Source organism: Nitrosospira briensis C-128 (assembly GCF_000619905.2).
In the GTDB taxonomy this organism is placed as follows: domain Bacteria; phylum Pseudomonadota; class Gammaproteobacteria; order Burkholderiales; family Nitrosomonadaceae; genus Nitrosospira; species Nitrosospira briensis.
The window spans coordinates 2,209,826-2,235,971 of the sequence record NZ_CP012371.1 but is presented as its reverse complement, the minus strand read 5'-3'; the positions used below and the strand labels follow the sequence as shown (position 1 = coordinate 2,235,971).

The following is a 26,146-nucleotide window of genomic DNA, read 5'->3' as shown; positions in this document are numbered from 1 at the left end:
TGCTCATATGTGTATTAGCGCTTATCGGTAGTCGGCTTCCAGATCTGGCCGATAGAGATCCGCTCCAGCTTGCGGCGGCTGCCATATACCAGGTTGACTATCCCGCGCGATACCATCACTGCGCTGAACATTGAAGTGGCGATGCCTAAACACAGCACCACGGCAAAGCCCTTGACAGGGCCCGAGCCAAATGCGAACAGTGCGATTCCCGCGATCAAGGTCGTAATATTGGAATCGAGAATAGTGCCGAACGCCCGCTCGTATCCCGCATTGATTGCGGCTTGCGGCGACAAACCCTCCCTCAGTTCATCGCGGACACGTTCATTGATCAGCACGTTCGCATCGATTGCCATGCCAAGGGTAAGCGCGATTGCCGCCATGCCCGGCAGCGTCAGCGTAGCCTGCAGGATCGAAAGGAGGCCTACCAGCAGAAGCAGGTTCACGCCCAGCGCCGTCACCGAAATAAAGCCGAACACAAGGTAATAAACCGTCATGAAGACGGCAATCCCGAGAAAGCCGTATAAGGTTGAATTAAACCCACGCGAAATATTGTCGGCGCCAAGGCTGGGGCCTACCGTTCGTTCCTCGATGATATCCATCGGTGCAGCCAGGGCACCGGCACGCAGCAACAACGCCACATCCCTGGCCTCCTCCGTGGTCATGCGCCCGCTGATCTGCACTCGTCCACCACCGATTTCTTCGCGTATCACGGGCGCGGTAATGACTTCAGCCTGATTCTTCTCGATGAGTAAAATGGCCATGCGCTTGCCGACATTATCGTGGGTCAATTGTTTGAATATACGCGCCCCATTGCTGTCGAGATCAATGTGCACGGCGGGTTGACTGTTGTTGTCAAAGCCGGGCTGGGCGTCAGTGATGCGATCACCCGTCAGCACCACCTGCTTTTTAACCAGTACCGGCCCGCCGCCGCGCTCGTTGTAAAGCTCGGAACCGAAGGGAACCTGCCCGCGAAGTGCCGCCTCCAGGTCGCGGCCCTCATCCACCATGCGGACCTCCAGTGTGGCGGTACGTCCCAGAATATCCTTGGCTTTGGCGGTATCCTGCACGCCCGGCAATTGCACAACCACGCGGTCCACACCAGCCTGCTGAATGATGGGTTCGGCCACCCCAAGCTCGTTGACGCGATTGCGCAAGGTCGTGATGTTTTGCTGTACAGCGGAACTCTGGATACGCACCTGCGCTTCTTGCTTGATATTGGCTATCAAATAAAACTCGGCGCCCACATTCTCTTCGCGCAAATCCAGATCTGCGTAGGTTTTGTTGATTTCCGCTTTTCCCTGAGCACGCGATTCGGTGTTACGGAACTTGACAGTGATTTGGGAACCCTGCTTGTCAAGTCCGGCATAGGAAATTTTTTTCTCCCGCAGGCTGCCGCGTATGTCCGCGCTATAGCGGTCAAGTGCCTTGGAAAGTGCGCCTCTCATATCCACCTGCAGCAGGAAATGCACGCCGCCGCGCAAATCAAGCCCCAGATACATCGGCAATGCGCCGATGCTCGTCAACCAGTGAGGGGAATTGGAGAGCAGATTCAGCGCGACCATGTAACCGTTACCCAGCAAAGACTGGAGCGTATCCCTGGCCTTGATCTGGGTGTCGGTATCAGCGAAGCGCACTTTGACGCCGCCAGCCTCAAGAAACATTCCATCCACGGGAAGGTTCGCTTTCTTCAGGGCATCTTCAATCCGTTGCAGTAGTACGGTATCCGCCTTGGGCGCGGTGCGTAGCGGTGAAATTTGTACCGCTGGCGATTCGCCGTAAAAATTCGGCAGGGTGTAGACCAGCCCAAGCAGTATCGAAACCGCGATAATCAGGTATTTCCAGGAAGGGTAGCGGTTCATTTTTTTGAGTGAAAGGCGGGAAACAGGAAATAAGGAAACTAAGAATGGGTACTGGAAACCTATGCCACAGCCTTCGCGCCTGGGCCTTTACAAGGATGGACTATTCCTTCTCGATACTATTCAAGGTTCCCTTGGGCAGCAGGGTCTGAATCGCTGTTTTTTGTATGATGACCTGCACATTTTCGGCAATTTGCAGTATGACGTAATTTCCGACAACCTTGACCACGCGTCCCAATACACCGGATGCGGTTGCCAGCTCATCACCTTTTTGCAGCGCCTCTATCATCAATTTCTGTTCTTTGGCACGCTTCGCCTGAGGACGAATCAGCAGAAGGTAAAAGACAACGAATATACCGATCAGCGGCAGCAAGCTCATAAAATCCACTCCCGCTGCTTGCGCAGGCGCAGCGGCCTGGGCATAGGCTTCACTAATCAACATGGTTTCTCCGATAATGGGATAAAAAAGGATGCGATTTTAGCACGATGCGACGTCGGCTTGAAATCCTTGCGCGTATTCCTGGAACCGCCCAATTTCGATAGCGGCACGAATTTCGCTCATCAATTGCTGGTAATAATACAGGTTGTGCAGCGTGTTGAGCCGTGCGCCCAGAATTTCACCGGTCCGCTGCAAGTGATGCAGATAGGCAAGGGTGAAATTCCGGCAGGTATAGCAGTTGCATTGTTCATCCGGCGGCGCTGTATCCAGGCGATACCGGCTGTTGCGCAGCTTGACCACCCCATTGCGCGTGAACAGCCACCCGTTCCGGGCATTACGTGTCGGAAGCACGCAGTCAAACATGTCTATGCCTTGGGACACGGCGTTGACAATATCCGCCGGGGTGCCTACACCCATGAGATAACGCGGCTTCTCGTCGGGCAACTGCGGCGTGATGTGCTTGAGAATGCGCTGCATGTCGTCTTTGGGCTCACCTACCGATAGTCCACCGACTGCATAACCGTCAAAGCCGATATTCACCAGGCTGGATAACGAATCATCGCGGAGATTCTCATGCATTCCACCCTGGACAATGCCAAACAATGCGTTGGGATTCCGCTCATCGTCATGCCCACGCCTCGACCGTTCCGCCCAGCGCACACTCAATTCCATGGATACACGCGCCGCTTTCTCGTCCGCCGGGTAAGGTGTGCATTCGTCGAATATCATCACGATGTCGGAATTGAGTATGCGTTGAATACGCATCGATTCCTCTGGCGTGAGAAAACATACGTCGCCATTTACCGGCGACCTGAATTTGACGCCCTCTTCGGTGATCTTTCTCAGGGCTCCCAGGCTGAACACCTGGAAACCGCCCGAGTCTGTCAATATCGGACCATCCCAGCCCATGAAGTGGTGCAACCCCCCATGCGCGCCGATCACCTCGAGGCCGGGGCGCAGCCATAAGTGGAACGTGTTGCCCAGCACGATATGGGCATCGATATCCCGTAAATCCGCAGGCGACATCGTTTTTACCGCGCCGTAAGTACCTACCGGCATGAAAGCGGGCGTCTCGACCGTGCCGTGGGCCAGCGATAACGTCCCCCGACGGGCGCGGCCGTCGGTACGATGCAGTTGAAATTTCATGCTACCGGTTGCTTGATGGGGAATAGGCTCAAAGTGTCTATAGAGATGATGTATTCAGGACGCGCAGGATACGAGGTTTTTGGAACTACGTTACAAATTATAGGGCAAGCGGCCAATCAGCGGTCAATTAGCGGGCAAAGCAGGGATCGGCGTTTATGATTGGCTCTCGATCAGCATGGCGTCACCATAACTGAAAAACCGATACCGCTCATTTACAGCATGCTGGTAAGCACGACGGATGTTCTCCGTTCCGCCAAATGCGGACACCAGCATCAGCAAGGTTGAGCGAGGCAAATGAAAATTGGTCAGCAGGCGCTCCACCACGCGAAAACGGTACCCTGGGGTGATGAAGATATCGGTCTCGCCATGACCCGATTTCAATTCGTCCATCCTTTCCAACGCCTCCGCCCCTGCCGTTTGTGCTGCCGCCCCTTCCAAAGCGCGCAGCGATGTCGTGCCGACTGCGAGCACCCTGCCCCCTCCGGCTTTCGCACGCCGAATTACGTCAATCGTTTCCTGCGGCACATGAAAAATCTCTCCATGCATCTTGTGATCGGCAATATTGTCCACCCGAACCGGCTGGAACGTACCGGACCCCACATGCAGCGTCACATAAGCGATCTGCACCCCCATTTCCCGTAATGCAGCCAGCATGCTTTCATCAAAGTGCAGGCCCGCGGTCGGCGCAGCGACAGCGCCTGCCTGCTTCGCATAAATGGTCTGGTAGCGCGCCTCGTCCATTTTTCCCGGCAACCGGGAAATATAAGGCGGCAGCGGCAGGTTACCGTAACGCTCCAACAAATCGATAACCGTGTTTTCGTGATCGAAACGCAACGTATAAAAATCATGCTCACGGGCCAGCACCGTCACGTCGATTGCACCGGCAAGAAAAAGCTTCGAGCCCGGTTTCGGCATATGACTCGCGCGCATGATCGCCAACACGCAATGCGCATCCAGCACCCGTTCCACCATCACTTCCACTCTGCCACCCGTGTCCCTCACGCCATGCAGACGCGCCTTGATCACACGCGTGTCATTAAACACCATGACGTCGCCAGGGTGCACATAGCGGGGCAAATCGGCAAACATTGCATCACCCAGGGCACCGTCCGAACCTTTCAGATGCAGCATGCGACTGCTGGCGCGCTGCTCAACCGGGAACTGCGCGATAAGCTCGGGAGGCAGATTGAAATCGAAATCCTGAATTTTCATCGCGCGTATTATACCGATACACCCAGCATTGCTTATGCGAGTTGCCGCGATTTGGATTTTCAGTAATAATGCCCCGGCAGGCTGTGCCGGGATGGCGGAATTGGTAGACGCACGGGACTCAAAATCCCGCGACCGCGAGGTCATGGGGGTTCGATTCCCCCTCCCGGCACCAAAACGGAGTTTCAGTGAATATCAAACACCGATCCTTGCCTGGTAAAGGCTATCCAGAAGCAAACCAAACACCAAGCAGTACGAATGACTTTGAAGCCGTGCTATGGGCGATCAGTGGCTATAGCGGCTCCTTAACCCATTCCCCATGCGCGTTACAGCTTGCTCCGCTCGTGCTCTTACACCCCGGCGAGTTGCGCCATGCGGAATGAAGGAGATTAATCTTGATGCCGCTGAATGGCGAATATGCGGTGGGTTTTTTATTGTCACAAAAATGCAGTCTCATTGTGAGATTATTTATCCAGCCGGCTATCCTATTCTGTAGAAGCCGACTGGCATTTATTACCCCTTGATAGATGTCTTAAGCCCGGTGATCCCCCACCGGGCTTCTTCACGCCCTCCGCATTCGTTGGGGTATTTTTCCTTAATCTATTTTGACCGCCTTGATCGATGTCCAGAATCGATAGCGGCTCTTCCCTCGTCTTCCAGGCGGGTGGCAGCTAACAATTGACGGTACTTATGACGGGATATCCATCAATATCTGATAACTAACCTCATATTTAACAGGTTTTATCTCCTTAATTCGATTGACCCTACCGAGATGAGCACATATTTTCATTCTTGGATTGCTCCAACCTCCTCGCTCATCTTACTTACTTACGACTGCCAAGGATCACTTAGCTCCGCCCTGGCCGCCGTGTCGTTCAAGAACGACACCTGCTGCGCTAACCCAGACCTACCGCTTAAAGTACTTTTGATCATGATATGTCAGGCAACCTCTCGACCTTTAAGATTGAGCTTTATCTGCTAAATAACCCACGGCATCAATAACATAAATATTTTTTCAAGGTAAAACTCACCTCGCCTATTCTGAAAATCTCCTCAACCATGATAAGATTTGATAGCCATGCCATTACGAGGGGAATGTCTATGCTGCTCAATCTGGATTCGGAGACAATCACAATCAAATGTCCTCACTGTTCAATTAAGTACGAGGAGACAATTTCACGGCTGAAGTACGAACCAAAACTTGCCTGCCCTCATTGCGACAATTACGTCGGGGTGAACCTTCTGGAACTGCATATCGCGCTTGAATCGGTGCAAAAATCCTGTGACGCTTTGCTCAAGAGAATAATGAGAGAGCCCAACCGCAAGCGCTTGCCCTAGGCATAAATGTTCAGTACGGGCGAGCGTTCACCTATTCCGCCGCTGAAACTTTGTTTTTGCCGTATCTGGTTGATGTGCGGTTCTACCGTTTACTTGCCTGATCTCCTTGTCAGTTGTAGGTCGGGCTTCGCCCGACGATCGTAGAATGATGTCGGGCAGAGCCCGACCTACCGATAATTGTGTTCGTCGCAGACGATAGGATTGCTGAACGCCAACAAGGTGATAGACTCAACAGTGGGCACCGGCAGTGGTCAACAATACCGTCCATGCAGATTGCAAGGTAAGCCGGGGGCTGGTTCTGGCAAAATGGGGGCTCGACACTCAGTTTCGCCTGAGCTAAGAACCCGACAACTTTCAAGTATCGCCACTTCTAATAATTAAACTTCAGCTGGGCAAAGAAAGTCCGTTGAGGAAATGGGTGAAAGATCCAGTACTTGTCGTTGTTGACGTTGTTGATGCCGCCAATAGCAGTCAACTGCTTGGTGATTTTGTACTTCGCAATTAAGTCGGCGACAACATAGCTCGTTATCCCTGTATAGGCAAAACCATTCGTATCGGTGTTATTCAGTTGGCCAAACTGGCCGCTGCTGTAACGAACACTCACCGAAGCCGTCAGTTTCTCGTTTGCGCGATAGGTGACTATGGCGTTAGCCCGCCAAGTGGGGAGTCTCGGTTGACGTTTGCCGGTTGAGGGAACCGCAGCGTTGGGATTGGCTGCTGTTGGCCCTAATGCCGCGGCTGCCGCATCTGCATCGTGGTTACTATTTATTCGGGAATCCACCCAGGTGAAATTACCGAGAATATCCAGACCCTTTATACCCGCATCCGCTTTCTCCCCCGAAACCTCGATGCCATAAGTATCGATTTCGCCTACATTCGAAATAAAGGTTGCTTGCGAAGTGGTACCGTTAGCTGTAATCAGCCCCGTCTGGGAAAAAATGGCGTTTTTTATACGCTCCTGGAACAAGCTGAGACGCAATCTTCCCTTATCAGGAAAATATTCGGCGGAAAGTTCGGAAGCAAGAGCATCTTCGGGTCTGAGATTGGGGTTTCCATTAACCGATATTGCCGTGGTGCCAGTTCCCACCGTCGTCGTTTGAAATAGTTCAGAGGCGGTTGCGTAGCGGTAAGCCTGGCCGATGGCCGCGCCAATTTTCACGCGATCCATAGGGCTCCAGGTTAACTTGCCCTTGGGCGAAAAATTGACGGCACTTTTGTTAGCCTGATTGATCGTCTGGAGCGAACCATTTACGGTGGTAGTGTTGACTCCATCATAAGCGTGCCATGATTCCAACCGTCCACCCACTGTAAAGTTCCAATCCTCATGAAAATCCCAGGCGTCCTGTATCCAGTAACCTTCGGTCTGTGTCTTTCCGGTCGAGTTTGAAAAGATACTTTGACCGTTGCCGCTTTGCCAGTTGCTGGTATTGAACACTGGATTCTTGAGCGTATACAGGTCATGGTGAAAACCAAAACTGATCTCATGGTAACCCAGCAGATCGACGCTTGGCCGCCAGATACCCTTGGCGTCGACAGTATGCCAGCCAGACCCGGTCAAACTGGTGATTCTACCCGGCGCATTGCCGGCGAACGCAAGGGTGGGGTCGACCGTTGGGGCGCGAACGGTATCCCTGCCTAAATCAATCACGCTACCCACCAACTCCCAATCGAATTTTCCACCGGTATTGGACCGGAGATTCATGCCATGCGACCAGGTTGTCTGATCGGTCTGATTGCCCGCAAAGGTGGGACTATTCGGAGTGGACAAATTGTATCGCTTGCCGCCAATATTGACGAAGCCGCTTTGCACCGGATTCCCCGCCGCATCCCTCAGGTAGCTTTGCGTCCTCGAGCTGGCGTTGTTCTGCCACATGCCCAAGGTATAGGCGATCTTTATGGTCGGGGTAATATCGTAGGCCCATTTCCACTTGAAGTTATCCTGTACCGTGTGATTGATGTTTCCCGCACCCAGCGTCTGGTTGGGGGCATTTGTAGCATTTGCACCCGCGAATGCCCCTGTCACCACCGTATCCCCGCTGTTGGCCGCAGTGGCAGAGTTAAGCGCTGTCGCAAACGTTATCGGCTGGCTATGGGCATCGAGATGGCTGTAGTCGAACCGGAATGACAAATCATTATAGCGATGGCCGATATTTCCGGAGTACCGCTGGGTGTCGTAGGTTTCTTTTGTGCCATAGAGATTGAAAGTCTGCCAGGAAGATTGCGCATCGGCACCCACTTCAAATTTATCCGGCATTCGCGTGGTGATGTTAATCACCCCACCTATTGAATTGCCGGCATAGGCTGCCGAAAACGGGCCGTACATAATATCGATACGCTCGATTTCAGCGGGCGATACCGTATTCCAGCGAGGCGAACCCGTGTTTGAGTTGTTATTGCCGAGCAAGGAAGACAGCAAGATACCATCCGCATAAATCAGGTTGCGCGCGCTGGCGGAGGTGCCCGAGGTGCGCATCCCCACGGGTGCGTTGGTGTCACCGATATAGCGACTGCGTACTTGAATGGATGGCATGTATTTAATGGCATCCTCTGTCGCCATCAGATTGACCGTACTGTCCAGTTTTTCCCTGGTCATGCTCTCTGTGGTCTGGGGTAGCCTGTACCTTTCCTTTTCGGTTTGCCTGGAGATCGGCTTCACCTTTCCTCCGATCGTCATTTCCGGCAATTTAACCGCGGGCTCGTCAGTCGGCGCCTGTTTTTCGGCGACTCCGGCAGGGGTTTGCGCTATCTCCGTTCCAGCGGAACGTGCTGGCATAGGGGTCATAGGGGTGGCAGCAAGGGGCTTTTTAATTGGTGCTAATTCAGCCTCGACCTCATCTTTTGCCTGCGACCCGTGCTCATCGGTTGCCCAGACAGAAGATACGCAGAGCAAACTTGCCAAGGCAAACGGCATCGATTTCAGCTTTATATTTGGTTTCATATTTCCTCACCTGCTTTTCTTATTACTGAAAAACAGCTGTTTATCGATGCTGCACCAGATGTATTTTTAAAAGATTTCCGCCAGCGCATTGATTCGGTTTGATGTAGTTCAAAAAACCGGGTGGTTCCACTCCAGTTTTTTGCACCGGATTGTGATCAGTGAGCGCAGGCCGAGGAATGGCAAAATAAACACGCAGACTGATCAAGAATCCAGAGTTCCCACCTCAGCAATCGGAACGCGAGAATAATCTATTTCAGTCAGCGCAGGAATGCGGCAAATTGTCGCACCATATAAAACAGTGTTTTATTGATCAGGAAGTTACAGCTGCATCGTTCTTTCATGGTTGCCGCCGAATGAGCTGTCACGATTTACTGATGAGTGCGATCGAGAGAATTATCTTTCCCCCATTCCGTTGGATCTGCGGTTCCCGTTTCGGGGCGCCGGGGAGATAGGGAGATCCAGGGATAGTGTGGATATTTACACCTGGGTATCTATTCATACTATTCGCCATACTTGGGCGTCGACGCCCCAGGAAAACCGGTCAGGCTGAAATCAGGGAATTTGCAAATAGACTTGACTGTAAAACAAACACTGCTATGAATATATTGAAGGTTTGCAGCGCTACTCGTTTTTCATTTTCAGATGAAGATGCTTACCGAGGCCATTAATGATGGCGCGACAACCGGCTGAGCGCTGATTTTGAAATTAATCGATTAATCGTTCGGACCAACCTGTATCCAAATCTAAAACAACAGGAGTCACTATCATGAAACAACTACGCGTGATGGGTATCTTTTCCGCATTGATGGGAATATTGGTTGCGTTTGGCCCTATTGAGGCTATTACCGTATCCCAGGCAGAACCGATGAAACCTTCGAAGATAATCAAGACGGAATATCAATATGCCGCAAAAGTCGCTTGTTCGCTGCTGCTACCGCACCAGGACGGTTCATTGGCGCGCGGCACCTATCGTACGGCGGTCAACATACACAACCCCACCAATAAAGAAGTTACCGTCGCCGCCAAGGTGGCGCTTGCGACACAGTTCGGCTCCGAGCCAGGACCATTCGGCATAACGCCATTCAAGGAAGCCGTTCTCCAGCCAGACGGGGCGGTCGGCGTGAACTGCTTTGATATCGCGGGTTACTTTTGCCCCATCGACGGCGTTTGCGTGGATTTTGCATTCCTGGAAGGATTCCTGGTGATAAAAAGCCCAGTGCCCCTGGACGTGGTTGGCGTCTATACCGCCCGGCATACAGATGGAGAAGTGGAATCCATCGATGTAGAAGCGGTGGAACCTCGGCAGATTCGTGAAACGGTCAAGATTGGTGCGACGGAACCAACCAAGCCGGGCGGCGGGAAACGCGTCGATTATCCGCCCAAGGGGAGCTCCGCGTACGGTGAGAAAGAACCGAAGCAAATGTGCGGAGGAATTGCAGGATTTCCATGCCCTGACGGCAAGAAGTGCGTGGATGACCCTTCCGACAATTGCGATCCCGCCCGTGGTGGTGCCGACTGCAGCGGTGTTTGTGTGAAATAACCGCGCTCGATTTAAGAAGAGTTTGTTTTAAACCGGCGCGACGCTCGAACTGGGTCTTGTTGATGGAGGGCTATGTCCATGGGTACACGTGGAAACGGCGTTCCGGACATCTGAGACGATCCAATGCGACACGTCTATGACGTCATTATTATCGGCGCGGGGCCCGCAGGTTGTGCGGCCGCCCGCACTTTAGCCAACGCTGGCTTTTCTGTCGGCCTGTTTGACAAGGCGATCTTCCCGCGTGACAAAACGTGTGGAGACGCCTTGATTCCTGACGCGCATCAGGCGCTGAAAAAACTTGGCCTGATTGAGCGCGTTACCAATATCTCCTGCCCTGCCAAAGGGATGCGTCTGATTGGTTTCGATGGCAGCAACGTTTTGATCCGAGCGGATAGCGCTTGTGTGCCACGCCTGAAATTGGATGCGTTATTGCTGGACAGCGCCATGGAAGCCGGCAGCGAGTTTTTACCTGGCCACGAGTTCGTCGGTATTTCTGATGAGAACGAGGAAAATTACCAGGTGGCGTTCTACAGAAGTGGTAATTATGTCTCCGCGCAGACACATTGGATATTGCTGGCAACCGGTGCCAATGTCAGGTCAATCCAGCACGCCGGATTATTGCTGGGAGCTGAATGTCACAATTTTGCGACTCGCCAGTATGTGCGTAACGAGCGTTTGGCAAGAGATATACACGAGCTGACATTTACTTTTGATCACTCGGCGAAAGGCGGCTATGGCTGGATTTTTCCGGGGCCTGACGCCATATTCAACATCGGCATCGGATTCTTCGGTTCTGCGCATAGACACAGCAATCCTCGTCGCAGCTATGAGCGATTTATTACCCAATTACCCCTTGCTCAAGACTTGATGCGAGACGGGAAAATCATCAGTCCCCTTAAAGGGGCGCCACTTCGCACCGGCTTGTCCGGTACGCGGTTCGCTCGCGGTGGCTTGCTGGGCATCGGAGAATGCATCGGCGCGACTTTTCCGCTTACTGGCGAGGGAATTGGCAAAGCAATGGAAACAGGCATTCTTGCGGCAGAGGCTATCATGGGCCAATACCATCTAGGTCGCACCGCTGTAGCCCAAACCTATACCCGAAGCATAAAAGCCCTCCAGCCAAAGTTTGAAGTCTACCGTAAAGCAGAATTTTTATTTAACTGGCCGTACCTGACCAACGAGCTGGTGAGGCATGCCGCCAGAAACGAATATACCCGCCGTAAAGTGGAAGGGATGTTTAATGAAACAGGTGATCCCGGGTTTTTGTTAACACTTTCGGGATGGATGAGGATTTTATTTGCTAATCGTTGATGAGCCCTGTCTCAAATACCGCCCTATTACTGGCAGCCTGTCGAACTTAAAGAAAATCGGCTGCAAAAGCATCCGGCGGTTCATATTTCACCACTTTTTAAACCAATAGAATAACTATTGGCCTTCAAAATCCACAAAATCCGCCTTCACCCAGTCACCTTTTCGCTGCGATTCTTCAAATCCGACAAGCTGCCAGAGCCAAACTGCCCGTAACTGTTTAACTGGATCATGTTGACAAACAGTAGCAGGGCAACCCCTTGGGGCAAGTTGTTCCTTCAGCTCCTTTCTTGAAATTCTGTAAGTAGCGCTGCCCCTCGCGCCGCAAAGGTAAAGCTCAGCCTGCCATCCATGGTTGGAATGAAAGCCAGGATAGAGAGTCATCTCAGCACTCGGATCGAGTCATCATCGTTCAACTGCCTTTGTTACTGTCATAAAACTGTTACCAAAGGTTAATAAGGCAGTCATCTCTTTTCCCTATTCTTGCCCCGGTTTTTAGCGATAAACGTAACCATAACCAAAACATTACAACTGGGGGCATTAGCTTTGAAATTTTCGAAACTTATATTGACGGCGGCAGTTGTGTTGGGAGCAAGCACATCATCAGGGGCTTTTGCGATTGACCTTTATATTGATACCAAAACCAAGCAGATATATGGAGAACCCGGATCTGACCGGCAACCTATAGGTAATTTTGAGAGAGTCGAACGTGCTCCATCAAACAATGCAGCGCCGGCACCGGAAGCAGAGAGAACCCAACAGCCAATAACCGGTGACAGAAGTGCGAGATTAAAAGAAAAAGCAGAGCGGGCGCAGCTCGTCAGCAAGGTTGAATCCATCGAGGAACGTATCAAGGAAAGCGAAAAGCAACTCAAACTGGATAAAAACGGCTTGCAATTCGAAACAGCAGACAAGAACTTCAAGTTCAAGATCGGGGGCCGGATCCACACGGATTACACGCATAGCGGTAATGATAATTTTTTTAGAGGCAGCGCTCCTGTTCAAGCCAATGATGGCACAGAGCTGCGCAGGGGACGCCTGGAGTTTGCGGGTACTTTCTTTAAAGATTGGGATTTCAAAAGCCAGATCGACTTCGCTGATAATAGTGTCGGCGTTAAAGACATGTTTATCTCGTATAGAGGGGGCTTCGCGAAGGTCAATGTCGGCCAGCAGAAGCAGCCTTTCAGCCGTGAGTTACAAGAAAGCTCCAACGATCTCATGTTCATGGAAAGATCATTAATGAATGTGCTTAACGCACCACTCGTCGATCGCGCTATCGGTCTGAATGTGTCAAAAAGTGATAAAAACTGGACTGGGCAGGTTGGACTTTATGGCGAGTCAATCGACCCGAATACCACAAGCCTGGATGAAAGCTGGGGAACCAATTCGCGTGTCACTTTTGCACCCATTAACGAAAAAACAGAGGTTGTCCATTTAGGTGTGGCGGGAAACTATCGCAAACCGAGCGGCAGCGGCCAGGTATTTGGTGGCTCCAATGGCGTGAGATTCAGGCATGAAACGTCACATATGACTGATCTGTTTCCGATCGATTCCGGCAGGATAGGAGATATTGAGGACATCAAGATGCTTGGCCTGGAGGCCAGCGGCGTATATGGCCCGTTCAGCGCGGGAGGCGAGTATACCCATAGCTGGATTGGCCGTAAAAATGGTCTGGATTCGCTAAGCTTTCATGGTTGGTACGGAGAAGCCGCATGGACGCTCACCGGGGAATCGCGCAATTACAAAGAAGGAAAGTTTCACAGAGTGGAGCCAGCCCGGGACTTCAGCTTTTCCAAGGGGGGATGGGGTGCATGGGAGTTGGCAGCACGTGTCGCCGGAGTAGATATGAACGATGGCGCCTTCAGGGGAGGGGAGATGAAAAACTTTACCGGCGCCCTGAACTGGTACGTAAACAACAACGTTCGATTCATGTTTAACTATGACAAAATCCTTGAAATCAAGGACTCGCCGCTAGTGACGGCGAGCGGTGGTAAGCCGTATAACCTGAACACTTTCATGTTCCGTAGTCAAATAGCCTTCTAATGCCGATTCACCTGAGGATATGCGTGAAATCACGGATCAGCGACGGTAAATCTGTAATGAAGGACAGTTCGATTGACGCTGAAGTATGTTTTCTGATCACGGAAGAAATGTTATGAAGAAACGAAGATACATTGATCTGTACGGTTATACATTGGATGAGTTCGATCGCTGGCTGGAAAGAGGTATTAACAAGGAGCTGCGCTCTGCCGGAAGATCCAGGTCGGAGCTGGACGTGCACGCTATCTTTGCGGCTTATGAAAGTGAAACTCGCAAACTTTCTCGCCGCAGACTCCGCGAAACGCGCATTTCCGCCTAATCTCTGACTTCTCAAACCACATTTGAATAAATTCGCTTGCCTGGTTTTGAGCTGTTTGATCCATTGTGTTTAAAGGGGCTGGTCAAGGCGGCATCGCTTGACCAGCCCCTTTGCGATCCCCAGTCTGGATTGACGAGGCCGCTAATTGGGGTAAGTTAGTCCCCTTAAAAATGCTGTAACAAACCCACGATAAGATGCGCAAACCGAATCTTATTACAAGAGTGAGCCATGTTTGAATACGCAGTATATGTACGGACTGAAGAGGGTTATATCAAGCGCATGGATAACGTTATTTCCAACCCGCCTTACGATCCGCAAGGACCCTATGGTTCTTTATCCCCCTACGTGCACGAAGAAGAGCTTGTCGGCTTTTCCGAATCAATAGTGCTCTGGAAAAATAGTACAGGGCCCAGCGTCGGGATAGCCCCCATTAACGCTGATGGCAACTCCCCCACCTTACTGCTTACTGGTTGCTTAGAGCAAAGCTGCTGAGCAACCGGAGAAAATGAAAAATGACTCTCAATACTTCCCATTTTGCTGTTGGTACATTTATAGCGCTGGTAAGCCTGGGCGCTGCCTACGCCACCCTGAATAATTTTCCCGGCCGTCCTGCCCCCGGCGCTGTGGGGCGGTTACATGAGGATTTGAATGTTGCGTTTGCCTCTCACTGGAAAACCCGGACGGGTCTGGATATCGAGGTCGAGCAGGCGCGGAGCAAGTCGGGAAAGCCGGTGCATATTACGGTCGATGGACTTGATGTTCCGGCCCTTGCGCTGTCCTACGATGTAGACAAGCTGGATGATAAAGAACGACTTGTTACACCCGGCCCCCGCGAGCTTTTAGCGCAGGATTTTCGGACCAGCTCTTATCCTTCAGCCTATACTTCAACCATCGTGTTTCTCGTACGGAAAGGTAACCCAAAAGAACTGCGGGACTGGAGCGATCTGGTGCGCCCTGATATAAAAGTGGTTAACCCGAACCCAAAGCGCTCTGAAAGCGGCCGATGGAATTATCTGGCGGCCTGGGGATATGCAATGAGGCAATCAGGCGGCAGTGAACAAATCGCCCGTGAGTTTGTCAGCCAATTGCTTGCCAACGCCAAGGCGGTGGATTACAAGGATGAAAAGCCGGAAAGCTCAACTACTGCCTTTGTCTTGCTCAACATAGGCGATGTACTCCTCACTTGGGAAAATGAAGCGCACCGGATCGTTCAGAATAACGGAAACGATAAGTTTGAAATCGTTACCCCGTCTATATCAATAGTGGCTGAACCTGTTATTAGCGTAGTGGACGCGGTTGGGAACGGGAAAGGCGCACGCGGTTTGGCTTCATACATCGAATATCTATATACACCCCAGGCACAGCATATCGCCGCCAAGCACTATTACCGTCCCCGCGATCCGTCCGTGGCCGCCAGGTACGAGGACCGGTTTCCCCACCTTGAGCTGTTTACCGTTGACGAGGTATCCGGCGGTTGGCAGAAAGCCCAGAAAATACATTTTGCCAGGGGCGGTGTTTTTGACCAGATCACCGGCGATGTTTCAGATTCTGTCGCCGTGAAGGGCGCTATCGATACCGCTTTACAGATAAGCGCGATGGATAATTTACTCGCCCTCCAAAATTAAAGGTTTCAAACGACCCCAAGCGCAGTTACGGGCGCAGGCCCCGCCCTGACTTAGACAAAGAGGAATGAATCGGAACAATAATTTCCCATATGCGAAACGCGCCGCAATCCTGATCAGCATGGGAAACCCAAGCCAGGACAAAGCTTTGTTAGTTATCAACAGATCGGTCCACGCTAACCTCATTGTAAGAAGCGGTCCACATCACGCCAGGCTTCGGTGTACCTCCAGCCGAATACATCTATCCGGATGATCCTGTTATCGCATGCAATAAAGGGGTTTTTTGCATGTCAGGCTGTTGAGCATCAGTATCAGCTGACAAGAACCCTTAAAAAGGAAAAGGCATTTGATGCACAAGGTGGCGTCGAATAATCCTGAGTGACAAAATCGGCATTACGTCATAGACAGATTGCAGGGGGAGGACCAAATCAGTGAAAGCGGGCGTAGGGCGCAGGACACTTACTCGTTTGCTCATGCCTGCGGAGGTAGCTGAAACTGCTTTCCCATTACTGGCAGCCCGCGCCTTGCGCGCCTTTGGCGATGGCTATGTTGCCGTACTTTTGCCCGCTTATCTGCTGGCATTGGGGTTTGATCAACTGGACGTAGGTTTTTTAAATACAGCAACGTTAGCCGGATCAGCTTTGGCGATGCTGGGGCTCGGTGTGATTGGCTATAAATGGACAACACGCCGGTTGCTGCTGTTCGCTGCCTTGTTAATGGCAATTACCGGCGTTAGCTTTGCGAGCGTTTCATCGTTTTGGCCACTATTTGTTGTCGCATTCATTGGAACCCTTAATCCGGGTTCGGCCGATGTAAGCGTATTTTTGCCGCTGGAGCATGCCCGCTTGGCGCAGGCGGCTAGCGGCAACGCAAGAACCACGCTGTTCGCTCGTTATTCGCTTATTGGCTCACTGAGCGCCGCTGTTGGCGCCTTAGCCGCCGGCATCCCATCCTGGCTCTTGCCATGGTCGGGTCTTTCATTAATTGATGGCCTGCGCGCAATGTTCGTACTGTACGGTCTACTCGGCGGATCAGTCTGGCTGCTCTATCGAACTCTGCCGGCGATCGAGATCCAGACTGCCCCGCTACAACAGCCGCTGGGGCCATCACGCAGCATTATATTCAAGCTTGCCATGCTATTTAGCATTGATGCGTTTGCCGGGGGATTGTTGGGAAACTCCCTGCTGACGCTTTGGCTCTTTGCGCGGTTTGGACTGTCGCTCGGACAGGCTGGAACATTCTTCTTCTGTGCGGGGCTTTTGTCGGCCGGATCCCAGCTTGCCGCACCGATCGTTGCGCGCAGGATCGGGCTGCTCAACACGATGGTCTTTACTCACATCCCTGCTAACGTGTGCCTCATTTTTGCTGCAATTGCCCCAAACCTCGAGGTCGCACTCGTTCTGCTGCTCGTACGGAGTGCATTATCGCAGATGGATGTGCCGACACGTACTGCCTATGTAATGGCTGTTGTCACCCCGGCGGAGCGCACTGCCGCTGCAAGCTTCACCGCGGTATCCCGCAGCCTTGCTTCGATCGCAAGCCCAACCTTGACCGGCGCTTTGCTGGCCAGCGGGCTGCTGAGTGCACCTTTGATTGCTTGTGGAGCTTTGAAGATCGCCTATGATCTGGCCTTGCTGATATCCTTTAGGCACCTGGATGTTCCGCTGGATTGAGAATAGAAAAATTGGTCTTGGGTCGCAGTAAGGGGAAGTCTTCCTTCGGTTCAGGGATAGGAACAAAACCATCAAGTTACCAAAACCCATCATCACGTTTCATTGCCCATGCATCTTCCGGTCGTACCGGCTTGAACTCTCCCGTGATTGTCTCCATCACTCCGCCTCTCGTTTATAGCCAATCCGCAACGTCATAAAACAGACACAAAACCGAAATGATATCGACATGACTGGGCAGTATTCTCCTGATCGTCTTCCTTAAAGAAGACGAGAATAATCAGATGAAAATATCAGACTTGCGTTAAACCCAGATAATTCATTAGGACGCGAGATGATGGCGAGGCAGGTTGCGAGGCAGTTTTGCCGGTTGAGAGAAGTCCATAGCTCGTTCTATGGACGCCGCGCAGGTAGCGAAAATGGCCGCAAACTGACCGCCAGCACTCCGCGTAGGCTCGCAAAGCCGCCTAATGAATTATCTGGGTTTAATGCCCTCTATTTTTGAATTGTCCAAAAGCACCAAGGCAAAAATACTGATACCAATAAATTAATGCAGGGCGCTGACCTGGTTACTGACAGGGCTTGAGTTAATAGCCAGAGCAGGGATGTCAAATGTCACCGGAAAGCGGCTCCTGATCCATCTTGCGGAGAACGAAATGCTGAAATTCCTGAGTATTGAGATAGTAGTAGTGGTATTGGGTGCGCTGCTTGGAGGTATCAGCGTTGTGAATGCTGAGCCCATTGTGAAAATCGATGGTTCGAGCACTGTTTATCCCATTACCGAAGCAGTGGCGGAAGATTTTCAAATAGCCAAGAACGGCGCCGTTAAAGTCACAGTTGGTATTTCAGGCACTGGCGGCGGCTTCAAGAAATTTTGCCGTGGGGAAATAGATATCGCCAACGCTTCGCGCCCCATCTCTAAAAAAGAAATGGACAATTGTAAAGCTGCCGGGGTGCAATACGTTGAAATGCCGGTGGCGTATGATGCATTGACGGTTGTGGTGAATCCAAGAAATGATTGGGTTAAGGATATTACCGTTGCAGAATTAAAAAAGATCTGGGAGCCCGGCGCCCAGGGGAAAATAACCAGGTGGAATCAAGTAAACCCGGCATGGCCTGATGATCCGATAAACCTTTACGGTCCAGGAGCGGACTCTGGCACCTTTGATTACTTTACGGAAGCAATCGTCGGAAAGGCCAAATCGAGTCGGGGTGATTTCACTGCTTCCGAAGACGACAACGTGCTGGTACAGGGGGTGGCGAGCAATAAAAACGGACTGGGATTTTTTGGCTTCGCTTACTACTTCGAAAATCAGAAAAAGGTTAAAGCGCTCGCTGTTGATGGAGGCAAAGGCGGTATTATCCCATCCATTAAAACGGTGGAGGATGGAAGCTACCAGCCATTGTCACGCCCGATTTTTATTTACGTGAATATCAAGGCGGCAGAAAAATCCGGGGTGAAGGAGTTTGTTGAGTTCTATATGGAAAAAGGATCGACTCTGGTAAGGGAAGTTAAATATTTTCCGCTGCCAGCTCAAGCTTACACCACTAATCTGGAGCACCTGAACAAGAAGAAACGGCCAATCGGAAGTGGGGCTCAAGATCGATGAATTGCTCAAGCGTGAGGCCAGCCTATAATCCTAAATCCGGTAGTTGACCGCTCATTTAATATATCAGTGTTATGATTAATAACAATATTTTATATTATTTGACGCTCACCTTCCGAGTGAGGGCGCTACGGGGAGAATTGCACAGTTTTTGCGGCACATGGCTGCGTTGCAACTCCTTGGAATGGAACGGCGCCCCGAAGCGTCGCCCGAGGGGCTCCGCGCAGCGGGGATCGGGCAGCGCAGGGGATGCCGCGATCGCGTTCCACACGCAAGGGGGTGCCCACATCCCGCTTCGGGGTCGCACCTTCCTGCGGAAGGCACTGCTCCGCCCTGCGCGGTCGCATTCCGCGTCGTTGCGCCTTGCCCTGCACCCCAAAAACCGTACACTTCACCCTGTCCAACTACCGGATTTAGGATAATACGACGAAAAAGATGAGGTGGCAGACTGCCAATAACCTCTGCCATTTAAATCTTTAAATCTCTGGGGGAGAATAGTCCAGGCTCGGCATTGTTGGTAGTCGGTTAAGTACGAGCGGTCAAGCAGGTAGGCTAGGCCGTTCTCCCTCAACTCATGACAAAAAAATTGGCCGGGGGTTACCCGGCCGTTGCATTCCTGGTGGCGTTAGGGCGCGAGCAGACCTGGCCTAATGCTCTTTCTTGATCTTTATGTGATTTATGACCTTCGTGACACCGTCGACAGAATGCGCGATCGAATGCGCTTTATCGATTTCAGCTTGACTTCTGGCTGTGCCGCTCATCACCACTACGCCATTCTTATCTGTATCAATCATGATATGCATCGCACTGACACCCTTTTCGGCGGCCAACCTGGCCTTGATCTTGCTGGTGATTACCGAATCCTTGACAAATTCGCCCACGCTTGAATCCGAATCGTGACTTGCGGAAAAGCTCGCAACAGGCGCCAACAGCGCTCCGATCATAAACATACCTACCAAAAGTTTAATTGTTTTCATCGCGTTATCCTTCAAGATTAGGGAGGAACAGAATGTCACTTCCCTCGCACTCGATCTGTACGGTACCGTACGTTGGTCATCCGACGTAGCGCTCTATCTGGTGCTATAACTTCAAGTGGATACGGAACAAATATGCCATGAAATTAACGGATCAGGATAAAAAGCTTTTCATACAGCGAATGAAGATGAGGCATCATTGCCGGTAGCCAGCAGCCTGTCAGACTTGAAGAATCGCAGCGGAAAAGTGACTGGGTGAGGGTACAGGCGCCCCCATTAATGGAGCAAAACACCAGTTTCCCTGCACGCATAGGCGGACAAGTCAGAGGTTTGGCGCAAGTCGAATCGGTTACAGAGAAATATGTTTAATATAATAAATGAGTTACTATGCACTTAAACTCAAATCTCCAGACAGTTTCGTCCTGAAATGAAGAATTAATGGCTGAGTCCTTTCCTGCTTTGCCGACCGCAGATTGGCCATATCTGCAGATCCTGGTTCGTCTAGCGCTGAGCCTGTCTCTGGGGCTGCTGATTGGGATGGAACGCGAACGCCGCGGTAAGGAAGCGGGATTACGCACGTTCGGTTTCATCTGTCTTCTCGGTGCGCTCGGCGGTGCGCTCGGTACTGCGTTTTCGCTGCTCATCCTCGCACTTGTCGGCACGCTGACAGTGTTGCTGAATGTGCAGGCATTACGGGTTGCTCAGGGAACAGAGCTGACGACGTCGGCGGCGATGCTGGTAACCTGCATGGCAGGCATTCTGTGCGGGCAGGGGCATACAGTTTTGCCGGCGGCAGTGATGGTGATCGCAACTGCATTACTCGCCTGGAAAGAAGGGCTTGCGGGCTTTTCCATGGGGTTGACGGAAAGCGAGTTGCGCTCGGCGCTTCTGCTGGCTATTCTGGCGATCGTAATCTACCCGGCGTTGCCAGTGGGTACCGTCGGCCCATGGAATCTGATTGAACCTCGAGCCGCCTGGGTGACTGTGATCCTGATCGCCGGCATCGGCTTCGTGAATTACATCCTGTGGAAGCTCTATGGTGCCCGTGGCGTGGTGTTTTTGGGCTTTTTGGGCGGTCTGGTTAACAGCAATTTCACAGTGATCGAGTTATCTTCGCGCGTGCAGCCATCGTCGAGTGCGTTCGTCGAGTCGGCGTACAGGGGCATTTTGCTTGCCACCACCGCAATGGTCATGCGCAACGCGTGCTTACTACTAATCCTTGCGCCACTGGCCCTTGTCGGTTCACTCGCTGCATTCGTGCTGATGCTGCTCACAAGCACGGCTCTGGTGTTATGGAGCTATCGCAGACGTGATCGACCATCGGGGGAGGAGGTGCCGCAAATGAAACTTGAGCTGCCATTCTCACTGCCGCTGGCGCTGAAATACGGTGCCGTATTTCTGCTGCTTCATATCGTCGGGGCAGTGACCCAGCGCCAATTCGGCGACATGGGGTTCTACTTCGTCAGCATCATCGGCGGCCTGATGTCCAGCGCGAGCGCGGTAGCCGCTGCGGCTACACTGGCCTCGCAAGGCAGCATATCGCCGACCGTTGCGGGCACCGGTGCCGTTCTTGCATCCTTCACGAGCATCGCGTTCAGTCTATCGTTCGTGCTACGCAAACACAACCGCACTTTAATTGGTCGGCTGGCCTCCGCAATGGTATGTGTGGCTGTCGCGGGGACTATCGGCATGCTGGTCTGGGATATCGTCCATCCCTTCATGTTGCATTGGATTCCGCAACTTGAGGGGAAGGCAGGGTAGTCAGGGGAAAAGCCTGGCGATGCGAGTAACGACATTATTGGGCAGGCGGCTGTGGGGGCACTTGTTCCCAGCCACCGGGACAATCCTTGACATAGGGGTAATAACCCTCCGGCGCCTGACAATAATACCAATAGCTGGATTGTGGCTGAGCCGGATTTTGCATGTCATCTTGTTGCGGCATGTTTTGTTGTATATATATCGGCGGTGCCGACGGCGCACTCCCCACGGGTGGATATGGATACGGATATGGATAATAAGGCAGCCCATAACCTAGAAGGCCAAAACCCAGACCATATCCTAAACCTAATCCCAGTCCATACCCTCCAAAACCAAATCCGAGGCCATAGCCGTAGCCACGATAGAAACCGCGTGGACCACGGTAGTAACCCAATCCGCCGCCGCGATAGACGCCGACTCCCCCGCCGCGATAATAACCAACTCCGCCGCCAAAGTGCTCCCCGCCTCCATAGTGCATTCCTCCGCCATGGGCCCACCCTCCACCCCCAATGTGCCCACCGCCACCAAATCCTCCACCTCCAATGTGTCCGCCGCCACCGAACCCTCCACCTCCAATGTGTCCGCCGCCGCCAAACCCTCCACCTCCATGCCCTCCCCCACCACCGCCGCCGCGCGCCCATACCGAAACACCAGGAATCAACCCAAGCATGATAAGGACAAGGCACATCAATTCGATCTTTTTCATATAGGTCTCGGTCCGTACCAGCAAGCTTGACTTGATCCGGATTTTTTATGAATAAACTAACGCAACCAGAATCCACCGACTTTTTTGTCCTTCAGGGCCATGAAAATAAGAACGTCATCGTTTCCGTCCTTGAATTCCAGCTTCCAGACATATACGTCGAATCCCTGCTGACGCAGCGCGGTCAGGAACGTAGTGGTGTAACCCTGCTTGAGGCGTGAGGCAAGAGATTGATTGATGCTGCTGAGCATCTCCTTTGTCATCCCGGCTTGAAACGCTTGATCTCCAGGCGATACAAAATCTGGCAACGAGTTAGCCAGAATAGCGGAAACCATACTTTTCATAGTTGTTTCGACAGGCTGTGGCGCTTGCGCTTGCGCCACAGGAGAAGCGAATGTCAGAAAAAATATGACTGAAATGATCAGGCGATTTACAGAGGACGCCGAAAGAGGCAGGTGCATAAGATTCTCCATGGAGAAAAATAAATGGGCATAGAGATAACGGTTGAATCGGCACTCACAGATGATACTCAGAACAATTTTTAATATAGATCATGAATAATAATTTGCAATATTCGCGATAACAACGAATTGCTTCAATAAAAAGGTAACCGGGAGTACATCAGCCTCAAATTATTGGTAACCGAACCAAGCGGGAGCTATCGATCGTCTCGACAACTGTAAATGACACACGGCGGCAAGTCACAATTGATACACCTCGACAAAGGAGCCAAGTCCAAATTTTGCTATAAATTCACTTCGTCGCCGCCGTGCCAGCAGTTTATGAACTTAATCGAGACATTTGGATGGGCTTAGAGTCCCCTTGAGTTCAAGTATTTCATATTTGTAATTTCCGGCATTTAATATATAAATAATGAATAGCTCCAGAAAATAGCAGTCCTTTATGTTTCGATAACGAATCAGGGTTGAGCTTTAGCAAGAGGCAATCACGAGAGATAGAGTCATTAACAATCAAGCATATGCTTGAACGAAACCCTGATTGGTCATACTGAAGTGATGTCCACATATGAAAACGAGCGTTTATTTTTCCTGATACATGGAGTCCTGTATTTTCGGGACATGAACATCAACGGAAGGAGTAGACAATGGGCTGGGCACCGAATTGGGTTGGCATCAGCGGCGGTGTTGCGGCACCGTCGACTTCCATTACCTCGGTTGTGAGGTATCCGCAGCATCTCGATATCTTTTGTGTTGGTACCGACCACGGAATTTATAGCGCGTGGTGGGATATCTCCACGGGATGGTCGAACTGGTTCCAGGTTGCCGGCGGCATCGCGGCACCGGGAACGACCGTCACCGTAGTCGCCCGCAATCCCAACCACCTCGATCTTTTCGTGGTGGGATCGGACCACAAGATCTACAGCATCTGGTGGGACGCCAATGGCGGCTGGGCCAATAGCTGGTTCCGTGTTTCCAACCTGACTGCGGCGCCGGGAACTTCCGTCGCAGCCATCGCTCGCAACCCCAACCACCTGGATCTGTTCGCGGTGGGATCGGACCACAAAATCCGCAGCATCTGGTGGGACGCCAATGGCGGCTGGGCGGCGAACTGGTTCGTTGTCAGCGGCGGCGTGGCCGCAGCCGGAACGTCAATCACGGCGGTGACCCGCAACCCCAACCATATCGACCTTTTTGCGGTCGGGTCCAATCACGGCATCTTCAGCACCTAGTGGGACGCGAGCACCGGGTGGGCAAGCTGGTTCCAGGTTGCAGGCGGGTTCGCCGCCCCGAGCAGTTCGGTTGCGGCCGTGGCGCGTTATCCGACTCACCTGGACCTCTTCATCGTCGGCACAGATCATAGGATCTACAGCATCTGGTGGGACGCCAATGGCGGCTGGGCCCAGAACTGGTTTGTGGTGGCCAACGGCGCAGCGGCTCCCAACACGTCCATCAGCGTCGTGTCGCGCTATCCCAATCATCTCGATGTCTTCGCCGTGGGCACGAACCACGGCGCCTTCAGCATCTGGTGGGACGCCAGCACCGGCTGGGGCTCCTGGTTCCAGATCGCCGCAGGCGCCGTCGCGCCGCAAACCTCGATCAATGCGTTGAGCCGTTATCCCGACATCCTCGACGTCTTTGTCGTGGGAACCGATCAGCACATCGATACCATCTGGTGGCTCGACGAAATGTACTTCTTCATGCAGCCCCAGCAGCAATCGAACTGGTGCTGGGCGGCAACCGCGACCAGCGTCGCTCTGTTCTACCAGCCGGGGAGCGACTGGCAGCAGTGCGCCGTGGCCAATGGCGAACTGGCACGAACCGACTGTTGCGGCGCAGGTGCGTCCGGCCCCTGCAACGTCTACGGCTTTCTCGACCAGGCACTTACGGTGGTGGGCCACTTCGACCACTGGGTGGGCGGCATCGCCACCACCGCCCAGATCGAGAACGAGGTAACCTTCGCTCGTCCGCTGGGCATCCGGGTGGCCTGGTCGGGCGGCGGTGCCCATTTCCTGGTCATCAAGGGGCAATATAGCGCGGGCGGTATCGACTATGTGTCGGTCGACGATCCGATCTACGGCCGCTCGGATGTCAATTACGCGACCCTGCAGACTGCCTATAAAGGGTCGGGAACATGGACCCATACTTACTACACCAAATACTGAGGAGTTTCCGATGGCCTTTATCGCTCCAAAACCTCCGCAACAGGCGCTGGATGCCATGCATTCCACTTTCCTGGATTTGAGCAGGAACCGCGCCTTCAGAACCCCCGCGTTGCGCAATGCTACCGGGCCGCTGCAGCTCACCGAGCCGCAGCAGGTATTCACGTTGGGCCTCTCCGACCTCGTGGCGGGAAAAGGTCTCGATGCGGCCAGGCCGACCGGCTGGCGCTATCTGGTGCAGGAGGGCGACAATGTCCTCGCCTCCGCCGAGACGGTTGCCGGACCCCGGGGAGAGCAGGTTTTCTCGGCTTTTAACGAAAGCCGCTTCGTCGACTCGAGCGCGAGGGCGCTGCGCGCGGTGGCGGACTTTCCGGAAGTGGCGCAAGGCGGCTTTGAACTGCGGCTTCTCAACGTTCCCGGACTCTATGTTCAGGCTCTCTGGTTTCACGAAACGCAGGGAAAAGGCGATCTCCTGCAGCCGCTGGCGCCTTCTCCGGTGGAAACGCCGGGAGATAAACCGGCCCCGGCCGCCGTGCTGCTCAAGGAGCTTGCCGCCAAGGCCCGCGTACCGATGGAGGCTGCCGACAGGACCGGGGGATGAGGCGCTGAGTTCGCGTGAAGATAAGAGGCTGGGATGCGGCACCTGTTCTGCTTGCGGCGTGCAAGCAGAACACTAAGCGTTGCGCCGTTGATTCAACTTGCGAGCCTTTCATGCGCGCCGTGTCGAATCGGTTTCACAGGACATGGCAGGCAAAGCGAATCGAGCTAGCGGCTGGCGGGGCCTGTGACGGTTGACCTGTTCCCCGTAAAAACTTACCGAATCCTTAACAAATTCGCCTGCGCTCGAATCCGAGTCATGGCTAGCGGAAAGCTCGCAACAGGCGCTGATAACGCCCCAATCATGCAATGCAGAGCCCAAGTCCTAAACCATTCTGGCTGGAGCGAGCATCTTCCCGTACCAAAGACCGGAAGCCGGTAGCCGGTAGCCCTTTGGCCTTGAGGTGGATATTGATGCGGTCGAGCAGAGCGCGGCGATTTGCGCGGCGTTGTCTTGATGCT

General features: G+C 52.7%; 19 protein-coding genes, 1 tRNA gene and 1 pseudogene. 13 read left to right on the top strand and 8 right to left on the bottom strand.

Annotation, left to right across the window (positions count from 1 at the left end; all coding sequences use genetic code 11):
- Positions 1-14: 14 nt before the first annotated feature.
- From secD to queA, 4 genes are all read right to left on the bottom strand, one after another.
- Positions 15-1,859, bottom strand: a complete 1,845-nt coding sequence (secD, locus tag F822_RS10100; protein ID WP_025041741.1) for a protein translocase subunit SecD — start codon at positions 1,857-1,859, stop codon at positions 15-17.
- A gap of 100 nt (positions 1,860-1,959) precedes the next feature.
- Entirely contained in the window at positions 1,960-2,298 is a 339-nt protein-coding gene (gene yajC, locus F822_RS10095) for a preprotein translocase subunit YajC (RefSeq protein ID WP_025041742.1), read from the bottom strand.
- Positions 2,299-2,334: 36 nt separating this feature from the next.
- A complete protein-coding gene (gene tgt / locus F822_RS10090) occupies positions 2,335-3,441 on the bottom strand; it encodes a tRNA guanosine(34) transglycosylase Tgt (protein ID WP_025041743.1) in 1,107 nt (368 codons plus the stop codon).
- A gap of 153 nt (positions 3,442-3,594) precedes the next feature.
- Complete coding sequence (gene queA, locus F822_RS10085) at positions 3,595-4,653, bottom strand: tRNA preQ1(34) S-adenosylmethionine ribosyltransferase-isomerase QueA (RefSeq protein WP_025041744.1); 1,059 nt, start codon at positions 4,651-4,653, stop codon at positions 3,595-3,597.
- Positions 4,654-4,738: 85 nt separating this feature from the next.
- On the opposite strand from queA, the gene F822_RS10080 reads away from it, so the two are divergent.
- Both F822_RS10080 and F822_RS16100 read left to right on the top strand, forming a co-directional pair.
- Positions 4,739-4,825 (top strand) — tRNA-Leu (locus tag F822_RS10080).
- Positions 4,826-5,709: 884 nt separating this feature from the next.
- Positions 5,710-5,988 (top strand): hypothetical protein, encoded by a 279-nt coding sequence (locus tag F822_RS16100; RefSeq protein WP_442934893.1) that lies wholly within the window; start codon positions 5,710-5,712, stop codon positions 5,986-5,988.
- 370 nt (positions 5,989-6,358) lie between these two features.
- Here F822_RS16100 and F822_RS10070 read toward each other — a convergent pair whose 3' ends face one another.
- Positions 6,359-8,926: a TonB-dependent receptor gene (locus tag F822_RS10070; protein WP_025041746.1), complete on the bottom strand. Its 2,568-nt coding sequence runs from the start codon at positions 8,924-8,926 to the stop codon at positions 6,359-6,361.
- 766 nt (positions 8,927-9,692) lie between these two features.
- Between F822_RS10070 and F822_RS10065 the strand changes: the two genes are divergently transcribed.
- The 7 genes and pseudogenes from F822_RS10065 (at position 9,693) to F822_RS10030 (ending at position 19,063) form a co-directional block, all read left to right on the top strand.
- Complete coding sequence (locus F822_RS10065) at positions 9,693-10,466, top strand: hypothetical protein (RefSeq protein ID WP_025041747.1); 774 nt, start codon at positions 9,693-9,695, stop codon at positions 10,464-10,466.
- A gap of 123 nt (positions 10,467-10,589) precedes the next feature.
- Positions 10,590-11,777, top strand: a complete 1,188-nt coding sequence (locus F822_RS10060) for an NAD(P)/FAD-dependent oxidoreductase (protein WP_025041748.1) — start codon at positions 10,590-10,592, stop codon at positions 11,775-11,777.
- 564 nt (positions 11,778-12,341) lie between these two features.
- A complete protein-coding gene (locus F822_RS10050; protein WP_231623479.1) occupies positions 12,342-13,817 on the top strand; it encodes an OprO/OprP family phosphate-selective porin in 1,476 nt (491 codons plus the stop codon).
- Between the two features lie 544 nt (positions 13,818-14,361).
- Positions 14,362-14,625, top strand: coding sequence for a hypothetical protein (locus F822_RS15345; protein WP_156304390.1), 264 nt, complete (start codon positions 14,362-14,364; stop codon positions 14,623-14,625).
- A 20-nt stretch (positions 14,626-14,645) separates the two neighbouring features.
- A complete protein-coding gene (locus F822_RS10040; RefSeq protein ID WP_025041752.1) occupies positions 14,646-15,758 on the top strand; it encodes a sulfate ABC transporter substrate-binding protein in 1,113 nt (370 codons plus the stop codon).
- 428 nt (positions 15,759-16,186) lie between these two features.
- Positions 16,187-17,428 (top strand): MFS transporter, encoded by a 1,242-nt coding sequence (locus F822_RS10035; protein ID WP_025041753.1) that lies wholly within the window; start codon positions 16,187-16,189, stop codon positions 17,426-17,428.
- Positions 17,429-18,081: 653 nt separating this feature from the next.
- A pseudogene (locus F822_RS10030) lies at positions 18,082-19,063 on the top strand (PstS family phosphate ABC transporter substrate-binding protein).
- Between the two features lie 616 nt (positions 19,064-19,679).
- Here F822_RS10030 and F822_RS10025 read toward each other — a convergent pair.
- On the bottom strand, positions 19,680-20,009 hold the full coding sequence (locus tag F822_RS10025) for a BON domain-containing protein (protein WP_025041754.1): 330 nt from the start codon (positions 20,007-20,009) through the stop codon (positions 19,680-19,682).
- A 435-nt stretch (positions 20,010-20,444) separates the two neighbouring features.
- Here F822_RS10025 and F822_RS10020 point away from each other — a divergent pair, with 435 nt between their 5' ends.
- A complete protein-coding gene (locus F822_RS10020) occupies positions 20,445-21,767 on the top strand; it encodes an MgtC/SapB family protein (protein WP_025041755.1) in 1,323 nt (440 codons plus the stop codon).
- A gap of 34 nt (positions 21,768-21,801) precedes the next feature.
- Here the strand turns inward: F822_RS10020 and F822_RS15615 are convergent, their stop codons facing one another.
- The gene (locus F822_RS15615; protein WP_197272811.1) at positions 21,802-22,470 is read right to left on the bottom strand and encodes a hypothetical protein; all 669 of its coding nucleotides are present in this window, start codon (positions 22,468-22,470) and stop codon (positions 21,802-21,804) included.
- 56 nt (positions 22,471-22,526) lie between these two features.
- Positions 22,527-22,928: a hypothetical protein gene (locus tag F822_RS10010; protein WP_025041757.1), complete on the bottom strand. Its 402-nt coding sequence runs from the start codon at positions 22,926-22,928 to the stop codon at positions 22,527-22,529.
- Between the two features lie 644 nt (positions 22,929-23,572).
- Here F822_RS10010 and F822_RS10005 point away from each other — a divergent pair.
- The 3 genes from F822_RS10005 to F822_RS09995 all read left to right on the top strand — a co-directional run bounded on the left by F822_RS10005 (position 23,573) and on the right by F822_RS09995 (position 25,688).
- Positions 23,573-24,157, top strand: a complete 585-nt coding sequence (locus tag F822_RS10005) for a PLL family lectin (RefSeq protein WP_053111344.1) — start codon at positions 23,573-23,575, stop codon at positions 24,155-24,157.
- Positions 24,158-24,235: 78 nt separating this feature from the next.
- Complete coding sequence (locus F822_RS10000) at positions 24,236-25,090, top strand: papain-like cysteine protease family protein (protein ID WP_053111343.1); 855 nt, start codon at positions 24,236-24,238, stop codon at positions 25,088-25,090.
- Positions 25,091-25,100: 10 nt separating this feature from the next.
- Positions 25,101-25,688 (top strand): hypothetical protein, encoded by a 588-nt coding sequence (locus F822_RS09995; RefSeq protein WP_025042158.1) that lies wholly within the window; start codon positions 25,101-25,103, stop codon positions 25,686-25,688.
- Positions 25,689-26,146 lie beyond the last annotated feature (458 nt).

What these genes read in the sequence shown, in the direction of transcription:
- secD (WP_025041741.1), bottom strand. Translation starts at nt 1,859, where the DNA reads ATGAACCGCTACCCTTCCTGGAAATACCTGATTATCGCGGTTTCGATA.
- yajC (WP_025041742.1), bottom strand. Translation starts at nt 2,298, where the DNA reads ATGTTGATTAGTGAAGCCTATGCCCAGGCCGCTGCGCCTGCGCAAGCA.
- tgt (WP_025041743.1), bottom strand. Translation starts at nt 3,441, where the DNA reads ATGAAATTTCAACTGCATCGTACCGACGGCCGCGCCCGTCGGGGGACG.
- queA (WP_025041744.1), bottom strand. Translation starts at nt 4,653, where the DNA reads ATGAAAATTCAGGATTTCGATTTCAATCTGCCTCCCGAGCTTATCGCG.
- F822_RS16100 (WP_442934893.1), top strand. Translation starts at nt 5,710, where the DNA reads ATGATAAGATTTGATAGCCATGCCATTACGAGGGGAATGTCTATGCTG.
- F822_RS10070 (WP_025041746.1), bottom strand. Translation starts at nt 8,926, where the DNA reads ATGAAACCAAATATAAAGCTGAAATCGATGCCGTTTGCCTTGGCAAGT.
- F822_RS10065 (WP_025041747.1), top strand. Translation starts at nt 9,693, where the DNA reads ATGAAACAACTACGCGTGATGGGTATCTTTTCCGCATTGATGGGAATA.
- F822_RS10060 (WP_025041748.1), top strand. Translation starts at nt 10,590, where the DNA reads ATGCGACACGTCTATGACGTCATTATTATCGGCGCGGGGCCCGCAGGT.
- F822_RS15345 (WP_156304390.1), top strand. Translation starts at nt 14,362, where the DNA reads ATGTTTGAATACGCAGTATATGTACGGACTGAAGAGGGTTATATCAAG.
- F822_RS10040 (WP_025041752.1), top strand. Translation starts at nt 14,646, where the DNA reads ATGACTCTCAATACTTCCCATTTTGCTGTTGGTACATTTATAGCGCTG.
- F822_RS10025 (WP_025041754.1), bottom strand. Translation starts at nt 20,009, where the DNA reads ATGAAAACAATTAAACTTTTGGTAGGTATGTTTATGATCGGAGCGCTG.
- F822_RS10020 (WP_025041755.1), top strand. Translation starts at nt 20,445, where the DNA reads ATGGCTGAGTCCTTTCCTGCTTTGCCGACCGCAGATTGGCCATATCTG.
- F822_RS15615 (WP_197272811.1), bottom strand. Translation starts at nt 22,470, where the DNA reads ATGAAAAAGATCGAATTGATGTGCCTTGTCCTTATCATGCTTGGGTTG.
- F822_RS10010 (WP_025041757.1), bottom strand. Translation starts at nt 22,928, where the DNA reads ATGCACCTGCCTCTTTCGGCGTCCTCTGTAAATCGCCTGATCATTTCA.
- F822_RS10005 (WP_053111344.1), top strand. Translation starts at nt 23,573, where the DNA reads ATGGGCTGGGCACCGAATTGGGTTGGCATCAGCGGCGGTGTTGCGGCA.
- F822_RS09995 (WP_025042158.1), top strand. Translation starts at nt 25,101, where the DNA reads ATGGCCTTTATCGCTCCAAAACCTCCGCAACAGGCGCTGGATGCCATG.